General features: G+C 35.2%; 9 protein-coding genes. 1 reads left to right on the top strand and 8 read right to left on the bottom strand.

What is annotated here, in order from left to right:
• Positions 1–27: 27 nt before the first annotated feature.
• From BAZ10_RS18335 to BAZ10_RS18320, 4 genes are read right to left on the bottom strand one after another with little or no spacing between them, the layout of a single operon-like run.
• Positions 28–1,218 (bottom strand): PepSY-associated TM helix domain-containing protein, encoded by a 1,191-nt coding sequence (locus tag BAZ10_RS18335; RefSeq protein WP_078773282.1) that lies wholly within the window; start codon positions 1,216–1,218, stop codon positions 28–30.
• A 55-nt stretch (positions 1,219–1,273) separates the two neighbouring features.
• Positions 1,274–3,394: a TonB-dependent siderophore receptor gene (locus tag BAZ10_RS18330; protein ID WP_078773281.1), complete on the bottom strand. Its 2,121-nt coding sequence runs from the start codon at positions 3,392–3,394 to the stop codon at positions 1,274–1,276.
• A 54-nt stretch (positions 3,395–3,448) separates the two neighbouring features.
• The gene (locus BAZ10_RS18325; RefSeq protein WP_059323248.1) at positions 3,449–4,801 is read right to left on the bottom strand and encodes an MATE family efflux transporter; all 1,353 of its coding nucleotides are present in this window, start codon (positions 4,799–4,801) and stop codon (positions 3,449–3,451) included.
• Between the two features lie 6 nt (positions 4,802–4,807).
• On the bottom strand, positions 4,808–5,629 hold the full coding sequence (locus tag BAZ10_RS18320; RefSeq protein ID WP_078773280.1) for a siderophore-interacting protein: 822 nt from the start codon (positions 5,627–5,629) through the stop codon (positions 4,808–4,810).
• 405 nt (positions 5,630–6,034) lie between these two features.
• On the opposite strand from BAZ10_RS18320, the gene BAZ10_RS18315 reads away from it, so the two are divergent.
• Positions 6,035–7,012 (top strand): helix-turn-helix domain-containing protein, encoded by a 978-nt coding sequence (locus tag BAZ10_RS18315; RefSeq protein ID WP_078773279.1) that lies wholly within the window; start codon positions 6,035–6,037, stop codon positions 7,010–7,012.
• Between the two features lie 135 nt (positions 7,013–7,147).
• Here the strand turns inward: BAZ10_RS18315 and BAZ10_RS18310 are convergent, their stop codons facing one another.
• From BAZ10_RS18310 to BAZ10_RS18295, 4 genes are all read right to left on the bottom strand, one after another.
• On the bottom strand, positions 7,148–8,722 hold the full coding sequence (locus BAZ10_RS18310; RefSeq protein WP_078773278.1) for an FISUMP domain-containing protein: 1,575 nt from the start codon (positions 8,720–8,722) through the stop codon (positions 7,148–7,150).
• Between the two features lie 144 nt (positions 8,723–8,866).
• Positions 8,867–10,618 (bottom strand): S41 family peptidase, encoded by a 1,752-nt coding sequence (locus BAZ10_RS18305; protein ID WP_078773277.1) that lies wholly within the window; start codon positions 10,616–10,618, stop codon positions 8,867–8,869.
• A gap of 37 nt (positions 10,619–10,655) precedes the next feature.
• Entirely contained in the window at positions 10,656–11,390 is a 735-nt protein-coding gene (locus tag BAZ10_RS18300; protein WP_078773276.1) for an outer membrane beta-barrel protein, read from the bottom strand.
• A 578-nt stretch (positions 11,391–11,968) separates the two neighbouring features.
• A complete protein-coding gene (locus BAZ10_RS18295; RefSeq protein WP_078773275.1) occupies positions 11,969–12,955 on the bottom strand; it encodes a helix-turn-helix domain-containing protein in 987 nt (328 codons plus the stop codon).
• Positions 12,956–12,998 lie beyond the last annotated feature (43 nt).

Below are 12,998 nucleotides of genomic sequence, written 5' to 3'. Positions count from 1 at the left end.
GGCATTTAATTCTGAAAAATGGATCAATTATTTAACAACAGCAACAGGTTTTTTCTTATTTCTTCTTCCCCACCATATAAGAACGCCTGTAATGGGTAAACTGGAACAGATAATTCCTACAACAAATGTTATAGTCTTTCCGATATAACCACCCCAATAACCAACATGCAAATCGAAGTTGGTATGCTCTATCTTTTCATGATTCTCCAAAACTTCCGGCATTGCTATTTCATTTCCTGTATATCTGTCTAATGTTATATTGTAACCGTTTATTACACTTTTCAGTCCAATAAATTTCCCGGTAAGAATAGAATATGTGGTAGCATCATGACCACCAAAGAAACTTACCCTAACCTGTTTGTCATCTGGATGTCTTACTCTGGTAATCTCTATAGCGTCCTGCATTGTAATAAATTCTTTTCCTTCGACAAAAGCCGGTTCATACTTTTTAGATAATTTGCGGGCCTCGGTTGCAGGCACCCCACCAAAGGATTTCTGGGTAAAACTTTCCAGTACCTCATAAGCCATAATAAGACCTGTGATGGTAACAAATAGAGCCGGAATAACGACATAGAAACCTAATACATTGTGCAGGTCATAATTTCGGCGCTTCCATTTTACACCTCTTTTAAATTTAAAAGAAGATGTTCTGGTTGCTTTCGTCCATTTTTGTGGCCACCAAAGAATAAGACCTCCGACAAGCTGAATAAAAAATATAATAGAAGCGATTCCTACTACTGCTTTTCCAAATCCACCTAATAACAATTGGCTGTGTATATGGGCTACAACATAGAAAAAACGGTAAGACATTGTACTTCCGATTTCTTTTCCGGTATAGGGGTCGATATAAGTATAGGAAAACCCACCTCTCTTAACTCCGGAGGCAATCCTAAAGCTTCTTTCAGGATCTTTATACTCATCAATATAAAAGGCTTTTCTTCCTTCTTCTTTATGCCTTGCATTAAACTGTGATATTAATACATCGGCATCTATTTTCTGTTGCCCTTCTCTGTACTCCGTATATTTATCACTGCCAGCTACCAAATCAATAATCTCGTCGCAGAAAACAAATAAAGTCCCTGAGAGTACAACAACAAAAACAATTAAACCGGATATCAGCCCCAACCATAAATGCAGCCAGCCTGTAATTTTTTTTAATAATGTTTTTCCTCTTTTTTTGTGATGTTTCTTTTGTAGTATATGTAAGTCTTTGTCCATACTGAAATAAAAACCGAAACCTATTGGCAATCAACAGGCTTCGGAAAAGTAAAATTTAAAATTTAAAAGAAAAGTTAGCCAATATCTCCCTCGGCTTCTGGGGTTGTCCATAGAAATTCCAATAGGTGGTATTGCTCGCATTATTAAGCTTCAAACCGACTCTGTATCTGGATCTGTCATAGAATATCGTAGCTCCCAGATTAACATAGGAAGGAACTAAATATCCCGATACATAATCCAATTTGGTTTTATCTACAAAATTGGCCCCTATACCCAATCCTAAGCCTTCTACAGCACCGCTTTGGAACTTATAACTTGCCCAAACATTTCCAACATGCTTAGGTGTCCATATTAGTCTTTTACCATCATTTGCGCTTCTGTCCTGTAACTTATTATCGTTGTAACCATATCCGGCAATAATATTAAGTCCGGCTACAGGGTTTACAATTACCTCAGCATCTATACCACGACTCATCGTTTTTCCATCCTGGTAGCTTCCGATACCATCCGGAGTAGCAATAAGCCTATTGGTAACTCTAAGATCATAATAACTGATTGTTGCCAATAGCTTTTTATTTAATACATCGAATTTAGCCCCGAACTCAAATTGATCTCCCTTTTCAGGAGCCCATTTTTCCATTACACCATTCTGATTTAGTGAAGGTGCATTGTATGTAAATCCGTTTACATAGTTGGCAAATGCTGAAATTTTATCTTTAACTACTTCGTACACTACACCAAACTTTGGAGAAAATGCGGATTTAGAAAATTCGGTTTTGGTATTCTTCACACCATTTTCCAGGCTTGGATCACTATTGTAATAATCCCATCTCAAACTTCCCATTACATGTAAGTTTGGAGTAACATCTAGCACATCAGATACATATCCACTAATCGTACTAAAAGTATCGGTTTGGTTATTGGTAGCTGTTCTCTCCAGTTTATTGACTCCACTTCTGGAAATCCCCTGCCATGGCGTTGTATCATCTAATTTTACCTGATCATAAACAGCAAACACACTGTTCTTGAACATAGGATATTGATTCTTGGAATCCTGCTGGTAATAGTCGACTCCTACAACCATTCTGTTTCTTAACTTACCGATTTTGAAATCGCCAACAAAGTTCTGTTGGATATTATTGGTGGTAATTTTATACATATCGAAGGGTCTGATACCTCTTCTTACAGTATTATTATCCAGATAAGTAAGTACCAGGAAAATAGATTCATTTTCTACAGACTCCCCTCTCTGAAAAGAGGTTCTGGATGTCCACTGATCATTGATTTTATATTCTACCTCTGCCATGGTATTGAAGACATTTCTTCGAGATCCGATATCGTTACTTGTAAACGAACGGTCGTGTACACTGGTAAGATCTTTAAGCGATTTTATAGTAAGAACACCTGAGTTTCGGACAAAAGCATTCATCGTTTTATAAGGAGCATAATAATCGGCATCAAAGCTTATCTTCAAACGGTCCGATACTTTATACACGACACTTCCGGCAAAGAATGTCCCTTTACTAAATCCTGAATCCTGAAATGAATCCTGAGAAAAAGTAGCAAAATTAAATCTGGCCAAAGCTGTTTTTTCTTTATTCAGAGGTGTATTTACATCAGCTGTCACTCTATTCATTCCCCAACTACCAGTAGTATAGGTTATCAATCCTCCGAATCTTTCCTGTGGCTTTTTTGTAATGATATTCACTACCCCACCATACTTGGCCATGGTCCCGCCGAACAAAGTTCCGGAAGGTCCTTTTACCACTTCTATCGTTTCGATATTACTAATTTCGGTTTGTGTTCTTGGGTTTATGGCTAGTCCATTTCTAAAGCTGGCATTACTTGTAAAACCTCTGAGGAAAATATCATTTCCACTATCATTAACCCCATTATTCACAACCACGCCCGGAACAGTAGCTACTGCGGTATTGAAATCTATTGCTGTGATCTCACTAATCAATTCCTTCGGTACCACACTATAAACCGTTGGGTTTTCAAGATTCTCCAAAGGAAGTCTTGCAACAGTTTCGGATTTCTTGGTTCTGAAACTTTTAGTTCCCTGAAGGCTCACTTCCTGAATAGTTCCTACACTTGTCGTATCGGACTTCGTATGCTGGGCATAGAAGAATAAAGGCGCTACCAATACCGACAAATGGGTAATTCTCTTAATCATAATATATCTGTTTCTGTAAAAAATAATAGTTGTAGTGTTTTAATGCTGTGGTCGTCAGGCTGCTTTTAAATTCATTCTCAGTTTTTTTGAACTTTTATAAACAGCCAATAGAATTATAAAAAATACCAGCCAGTCGATTCCTGCACAAGCAACATAGATGCTTCTGACCCCGAAGAAACGCGGAACAATAAGTAAAACCGGGATATAAAAGACAAGCTGACGCAATATGCTGATCTGCGTGGCTGGTTTTGCATTTTCTATTGAAGGAAACCATACGAGCGCCATAAAAGTAAATGGCAATGCCAGAAGAACGCTCATATAAATCCTGAAATCAGTTAACTGTATGGCTGTAAGCTTCATCGAAGGAAGCATTACCGATAATACATCTGCCGGGAAAAACATAATAAAAAGCCAGAACGGAATCAGGATACATAATCCCGTGACTGAAAACAAACGGTATGAGGAAATTGTCCGTTTATATTTTCCTGCTCCGTAATTCATCCCGGCAACGGGCTGTAATGCGCGCATAAGTCCCCATAACGGAGTATTGAGCAGTATATAAAATCTGTTGACAGCGGTAAAGAAAGTGATGTCTTTGTCTGTACCATATTTCGCAAATACATTGAAAATGACAATGTTCTGTACAACAATCATAACCATCATAATAAAACCAGGCATCCCCAGAGACATCGTTTCTTTAATGATTGCTTTGTCCGGTGTCCACGACCAGAATTTGGAACTGAAAGAGGCTTTCTTTCCGGCATAATACCAAACTCCGAGAACGGAATAAATAATCATAGATATATTAGTTGCCCACGCTGCACCGGCTACTCCCCATCCAAATGTATCTATAAAAACAGGTTTTAGTATAACATCTACTACCAGACCTACTGCAATCATCCACGCTGCAGTTTTCATACGGCCTTCGGCACGAATAATCATATTCAGAGCTAATCCGTAAATCCAGAAAAAAGTTCCCAGAATAGTAGCCCTAAAATATTCTGCAGCCAATATTCCTATCTCGCCCCGTCCACCCATCATATACACCAGATCTTTGGCGAAAATATAACAGGGAATGGTAACCAGAATAGAAAATAATATGGCCAGAAAATTAACAGTACCTAAGGATTTATTCAGCTTGTGCTGATCTCCCGCGCCTATCCATATACTAATGGCAGACCCTATTCCAGTACCAATAAGAGTTCCGAATCCCTGTGCAAACTGAGCCAAGGGATAGGCTATCCCAACTGCTGCGAGCGCTGTACTATTAATGAGGTGTCCTACAAAAATTCCGTCCAGAAAATTATTGAGTCCGTATAATACCATAGCTATTACTGCCGGCCATGACATCTGCCACATAACAGAGGGCAACTTGGAGTGCAATATGATAGACTTCTGCTGATTCATTGTAATTTATTGTATTGAATCTTTTTCCTGATGTCTTTCTGTAGCACTTTTGTCTTCAGCAACGCCGGACTTCCAATAGGAATAGGCATAAAGCTGCTGTTGTTTCCATTGCCTTTCTTTTCTAAGGTAGGTTCGGATTTCTTTTACAGAGCTAAATTCAGCAGCTACATATCCAAAATGTTGTCCTTCCTGAAAATCCTGTTGTTTTACAACCTCTGGCAGTAAGCTTCCTTTCTGTGGATTTTTATTGTATATCCAGATAAATTCTATATCAGCCTGGGTATCTATTTTGTGTTCATCTTCCCTTCCGTGAACTTCTATAATGCAAACTCCTTTTGCCGTTTTTGGAAGATCTTCCAGAATAGTACTAAGTACAGGAATTGCTGTTGCATCTCCTGCCAAAAGATACCAATCGGCCTGAGCATACAGTTCTGTTTTTCCATCATGCATCAACACCCCTAATACATCTCCTTTTTCTGCCTTTGCTGCCCATGCAGATGCTGGCCCCTCATCGCCATGCGCTACAAAATCTATCCAGATTTCCTTGTTTTGTGTATCAATTCCTCTATGGGTATAAGTGCGGATAAAAGGGCGAATATCGTCTGGCTGGGGCTTCCATCTCATGGCTTCGTAGTCATATTCCGGAAAGTGAATTTCCTGAAGCCCTTTTGGCGGAATAAGAATCTTATTATTGACACCAATAGTGGTATTTGTAAATACGTTTATATTATCACCCGTAAGATAAACTCTTATGTAATGCGGTGTGATATACTCCTTTCTGCTTACCCTTAGTTGTTCTCTAATCGTTTTGAACTCTTGTTTCTTCATTGTACATTTTTTAATTGTTTTAAAAAATCGGAGCTATATATTCTGTTTTTTATTGACTTTGTTGCAGAAAACATAGGTTTCTTTTTCAGCTATTCCTAAGTTTTGAATAATAAAATTGATGTTATGTTGAGCTTTTTTGAAAGAAAAAAGTCGAAACATTATCAATTTTATTTCCCAGCTTGGTCTTCGATACGATTTTGTACCCAAAATCACTCAGACCGATAATCTGATATGAAAAACTTGTCTATACCGAACTGCTTTTATGACAATAATCTTTACATTTTGTTTTTATTTAGATTAATTATAAATAACTTTGCAAAACTAAAGCTTTCCTTTTCGCAGGATGTTTCAATAACGGAGTAAAAACTCCGCAAAAAGGAGTTTTACACCAGAATTGCAGATAATATGAGAACACTACTTCACCATAGGGATCTACCGGACCTCTCCATTAAAAAGGAGTTTAATGCTTCAGGAACAGCGCTGAGTGAGAATATCAGCTATATAAACCACGCTTTTATCCGTGGATCATATCGCGAAATATCCTTTGACGGGATACATATCGGGTATGGAGATTTACAGCTGGGACAGCCTGCCCTTATAAGCTTTGAAGCTGAAGCAGAAAGCGTAGAACTTCATTTTGCACTCCAGGGAAATAGTACGGCATCTATAAAGGGAGAAAGTGAAGACATCAGCTTTGAATCTTACCACCACAATATTATGTATGCCAATCAGATGAAAGGACATTTTTTGTGGGATAAGGGCAATATCCAAATCTTTGAAATAAACTTTCTGCCCTCATTTTTCAAAAAATATCTTCCGGATGATTCAACATTATTTGAACGCTTCAGAACAATGATGGATAAAGGAAACATGCAGCTTATGCTGCCACAGCATTTTATAATAACACCGGAAATGCATCATACCATAAGGGAAATATTAAATTGTAAACGCACCGGAATCTATAAAAAAATGTTTCTGGAAGCCAGAACTATTGAACTCTTACTCTTACAGCTGGAACAGATCAATACACCAGATGATCAGATTAGCCTTTCTAAATCTGATTATGAAAAAATGTATGCTATACGGGATTTTATCGAGCAGCATATTGCAGAAACTCATTCACTAATAGATCTTGCCCATCGGTTCGGGACAAATGAATATGCACTGAAAAAAGGATTCAAAGAAGTATTTAATACTACTGTTTTCAACTATTGGAGCAGTCTTAAAATGCAGAATGCAAAAAAACTGATTTTAGAAGAATCACTTCATATAAACGAAATTGCAATGACTGTAGGCTACAAAAACCCAAGGCATTTTTCAACAGCTTTCAAAAAGCATTTTGGCCAGACACCTACCGAACTGAAAAGCAAAGTAAAAAAGTAATTGAATAAAAAGGCCGCCGCACATATAGTGAGACGACCTCGATGGTCTACCAAACCATTCCTTATTATGAAAAAAAGATTATAATAATTTTAGTACAAAGCACTATAAATCTATCATCAGCTACAAACAATAAATTTATTGTGCTATACAACGTATACTCCGCCCAAAAGACCAAGCATAACGAGGCGTATCAGAAATAACTTTTTCAGATATTACAGAAATATAGCCTTGCTTTTTTACATTACTTGTCATAATGTAAAGATATTTTCCTCTATCTACAGAACTGTTAGTAAGATAACCAGTTACAGGAAATGTTATCTTAGCATTTGGGTTCTTTTTACTGATTAACATTGCCGCAGATGCATAGTTAGTGAAAGATTCATTCCAATCATCTTTTGAAGGAGTGTAACTCAGAGTTGTTGCATCAATTAATTTTCGAACTTCTGCAGTTGTAGGAATTCTATATCCATTAGGGCACGGGTCATTTGGAGTTTTTACAGGTATCTCTTCAGTACCACTATTCCACGACTTTTCATTATTATCATAAGGCTTTGCGTTCTTACCAAGTTTATATGAATCTGCATTTCCCACCGGTTCTAATCTGCCAAATTGATAATAATTACCGTGTAATCCTTTAACGGATGGACTTTGGTCAGGATCAAGAGTTGTATCTGCTCCAAGATTATGACGCATCCATATCATACCATTAATGCTTACTGCTTGTTGCCCCATATGGGATAAGATTCTATCTGAAGAGATTGTAACATTGAGTTTATATCTAAGTCCTGGCCGAATTATCAGATTATCAAGATAAGGTGCATTAAAGTTGATCGTCTCATTACCAAAAACAAGACTGGAAATATTCAGAAGTCCCTTAGTAGTAGAACTATTGATTATTATTTTCTTGCTGATTATAGTTTTATTAAGCTCTTTAAATTCAATAGGAATTTGAACCCCAGTTCCATTATTAATGATATTTCCGTCTGCCAACTGCAAATTGGCAGTTCTGTAACCAGGAGATATATTAGCTTTTATCTCTTTAATAGGCATATTTTCAGATATTAAATTTACGTCAATCTCACTAAATTTATGTTTTAAAACAACATCTACATAATTAATATCTTTGCCATCAATTCTGATATCTTTTCTGGAATATGTTAAAGCTTTAGTATCATCTATATTGATTAATCCTGAGCTTTTTAATGTTTTATTGGAAGGATCATTATAGGTAATTTCGGGAAGCTCTGTGGGACTACCAACTGAATAAGCAATAAAAGTGTAGTTATTATCACTTTTTAGCTTAAAAGTTAAATCTTTTTCATTCTCTTTACCCCTAGTATAATTCCTTTCTGTCACATAATTTCCTTGGGCATCATAGATTGTAATTTTATATCGGGAATCCGGTAAAAGGTTTTCCTTTACAATATTTGTAGCAGATGATGCTATCGGAATTAATTCGGAAATTATATGCATTTCTTTATTAACTTGGACAATTTTACTTTGCATTCCAAACTTTTGAGAAGAAAGTACTTTTTGCTCCAGAGATGGAGGAGTCATATCTATAGTATCAAAATATTCTGTCCCAGATATTTTAACTTTCACGATTGCATCGGCATCATACTGATTCTCGGCATCAGTACTTCGACATGAATTTATAATCACAAACAAAGGCAGCATAATTACTGCTGTTTTCAGTAATGTTAATTTCATAATAATTCTAATGTATATTTATTACTTTATATGGAATAAGGTATCTTAATTAAAAAAGCATTGTGGAAAATTATACCAGATGTATCACAAAGGTTTAGTTTTTTGTTATACTTTTAGCTTCCATGTACAATGCAATTAAGTATCTTATTTTGAATTGAGTACTTTAATAGCTTCTCTTAATGTTCTGTCAATATGAGTTTCGGGGGAATTTTTCATTTCCTCGACTTCCTGAGCTGTTGGCGGGTCTACATAAATATCTGGCTTTATACCAATACCTTCTATAACATCACCATTCATATCTTTGGTTGCCATAGCGGGCATATAGAATAAAATACGATCCGCTACATACTGGTTTTTAGAACCATAAGTATTCAAACCTCCATTATAATCATCGTAATTACTTGTTAACCCAGCAGTTCCTCCGTATGTATAATCACCAACTGACAATACTTGTTTTCCCTGTGATTTCCAAGCTAAAGTTGATATTTCGGACATACTTACACTTCTTTTGTCTGTAAGTATTACCATAGGAATTTTATTAGGCATAGCAAAACGGTGAGGCCTAATTATCTGAGGAACCCATTGTGTATAATTAAATCTACCGCTTCCTTCTTTTGTTCTTTGGTAAGCAAAAGTGGTTGTATTAGTAATAAATCGCGATACAAAATTATTAATATCTACAGCAGCTCCGCCTCCATTACCTCTTAGATCTATAATAAGCTTTTTGATTGTACCTTGTCTCAACGGATTTAGAAATTGTTGATACAATGGCGCAATTTCTTTAATCTTCTTCGAGTCAACTACGAATTCTGTTATACCAAAGGCATTTATATGCTCTCCAATACGTTGGGCAAACCATAAAAAATAGGGAGTATTATTCTCATTAACAAGACCTAATCTAAGTAAAAAATATAAAGGAAGTATTTTTTCACCATTAAAGTTTCGTATTTGCATATCTGGTATCTGATAGGCATTTAGTTTATCAATAGATTTCAACAAATCATCTGAAAGGATTTCATCTTCTTTAAATTTGTTCATCAAATAACTAAAATCTTTTGCTCCGGCAGATGTAACAAAATCATTATATTTTTTTAGTACCTCTAAACTGACCTCTTTAACATATTTTTTATTATCTTCATTCTTAATATTTTTGAATAAAGGATTGTTGTCGATTTCCGCAGAAGTTAGAATACTTCTATCATCACTGCTGGGATTAAAATATTTGCCTTTTCCGAATAATAAGGCCTTCCCACCCAAGATAAAATTGAAACTTGGAAAAGTTAAATAATAGATATCCTGATTAGATTTTAACCTGCCTCCAAGCATAGAATATTGTAATTTATTTTTATCATCAAAAGATTCATAATCCATATAACCATCCATAAGTTTTTCTCTCATATAAGAAGTTTTTTCTTTATATGCATAGGATATTTGGCTTTTCCTGTTCGATGTTTTCATACCGCCATAGAATGTCAATGTATCCGATAATAATGGAGTTCTTGGTTGTGGAAACAATACTCTTACAACAAAATGCCTGTCCAAAATGGGATCAATAATATCTTTAAAATATTGTTTAGCTTTATTACTTTCGTACTCTCGCTGATTAGGACTGTAATCGAGGTTCTGAAAAGACTTTAGCTCTGCAAATTTTGGGTAATATTCTCTGTAAACTGCATTCCAGTCCATACCATCTCTCCGCTTTTGTTCATAAAAGTAATTATAGCGATCATCCATTGTTTTCCAGTAAAGCTGAAAAAGATCTGCATAAGATTTTATATCAGAGGAGGTATACCTCATTGGCTCTTTACCAGAAATAACATCTTCACGAACGCAGGAATTAAAAACAAACATAAATGTAAAAACACTTAAAAAAATGTATATTTTTTTTTCTTTCATTTTATTATAGTTTAAAAATTATAAAGGAAATTGGGTATTAGTCTATATTATAAGAAATCCCGATAGAAAGCATATACGTGCGAGGCGACATTTTCTTATCATTATCTTGAACTTTGTTAATATCAGAAAGTCCATACATATAGTTGTATAAAACATACACATTATATTTTTCGAAAGAATAGCCCACCTGAGCCTGCCCTTGAAGCCCATACCCCCAGCGGTTTAGCTGATTTTCATTTTTTTTAAAATCATACGTACTTGACACCTGCTCATAATTATTGATACTTTCAACTTTATCCAGCCCTATGCCTATATCTCCATCCATAAATGAAGGATAACGCCCTTCTCTTTTCATACGAAGCCAATATTCATTATACATTCCACCAGCGATCTTTATCCATAATCCTTTCTCCTTACCAGGCTCTCCCAAAACATAAGCTCCTGCCAACAATGGAAAGCTTAAAAAATCATTGGTAAATTGGGTATACCAACCTGCTCTAGTTCCGGTTCTTTCGAAATTATAGTTCTTTTGAACAAATGAAACTCCTGTAGAAACAAAGAAATTTTTCCAAATTTTGTATTCCAAACCAAGGTTAATACCAACACCATAACGGGCTGTGTACTTAGAGTCAACATACTCAGATAAGTTACTGCTCATAACATTATAAGTATAACCTACGTCCAAGCCTATTTTCAATTTATGTTGTGCAAATAATCCGGCACCTGCGGGTAAAAAAGATAAACATAAAACTTTGAGTAATTTGTTTTTCATATATAGAGAATTAAATTGTGTTGCATGAATAATCAAAATGTATATTACTAATTACTTTATATGAGGTATAAGCCGTTGAAAAAGCTTGATTATGTAAAATAATTATGAATAATAGAAATCAGGTAGGCTCTTCTAAAGTAGATAATACATCTAAGCAAAATGTAAATAACAGATGTATAATTCAATATGTATCACATATGTAGTATACAATGCCATTACGATATTTATATGAGATTAAACAAACACTACAGGCTGTCTGATAAAATATTGTCGGATTTTTGATATTGAATTATCACACGGAATGTTATCCTGTAAATATACTTTCTCCATATTAGATTACATGGAAAAAGCTAAATCTTGCGACTTTCAAAAAATATTTAAGATAAAGAATAAAGAAATTCAGAAAATGGTATTGTATAATCTATGTAAGGATTAAACGATATAAAAAGAGGAGATTATACCACTACTGAAACACTAATTTTCCTACATTTTAATAACCTGGCAGCTTAAAGTGATTACTTTTTATTAAAAACTAGAAAAAGAAAGAGTAATGAACATCGATTTTTGTTTGTCTTGAATTAGTTTCTGCGGTAGTAGCTAGGCCCTACTCCTACTTCATTTTTGAAAGCAACGCTAAAGGAAGATGGTGATCCGTATCCTAAATGATAGGCAATTTCTTTTATGGACAATTCTGAATTTTTAAGTAAATGCAGTGCTTCTTTCATTCTGAGTTTAGAGGCATAATGAAAAACACCATCCCCGAATAGCTCTTTAAAGCCATTCTTTAACTTAAACTCATTAATACCAAATCTTAAGGAAAGTTGTTCGATAGTATAAAATGATTTCAGATTATCTTCTATAAATGCTTTTATTTCCAATAACTTCTGGGTCTCGCTCTGACTAATACCAGGCTTACTATTCACCATATTATCTTCCTGCTGGTTTTTAGCAAACTCAAAAATAAGCAGCAGCAAATTCAATATTCTGCTTTTTATATAATAATCCCTGTAAAAACCTTCCAGATCACATCTTTTTATTTCCAGTAAGATACTCATCATTTGTGGCGTAATAGGAAGCCCTTCCGGAAAAAGGCTTGCAGATTGCTCCATATCTACTTTATCTATAAACTTTTTGAGCGCTTCGTTGCTTTCAGCCAGTTTATGGAAATAGTCCCGCGATACATAGATATCCAAATGTTTGTAACTGATATCTTTTTTAAAATAAATCTCGACATCTGCTTCTCCCGGTGTAAAGTAGATGTAATGATGCAGTAATTTATAAGTTCCGGGATTTCCGTTTACTTTATCTTTTATCATCTCCGCACCTTCCAGAAAAAAAGCCAGCTCAATGTATTTGGTTTTTTCTATATGAAATTTCATTGTATAGTCCGTGCTGTAACAAGAAGCATACTCTTTTACCAAAAATTCGTCCCCGTTGTACAAAGTAAGCGATTCAAAATTCCCAATATCATTTGTGAAAACTTCATGCCTGTGCCCCGCATTATCTTCTGCGAAGAAATCCAAAATCTGCCTTGCTATTATATCTTCTTGTTCAGTTTCTCCCAAAATAAAAAGTATTTATCCTATACTCAAAAGTTTTTCACGGTAT

Origin of the sequence: Elizabethkingia occulta, from assembly GCF_002023715.1 — a bacterium.
Lineage (GTDB): Bacteria > Bacteroidota > Bacteroidia > Flavobacteriales > Weeksellaceae > Elizabethkingia > Elizabethkingia occulta.
The sequence above is the reverse complement of the archived record's forward strand: the minus strand, read 5'-3'. Positions and strand labels throughout refer to the sequence as shown.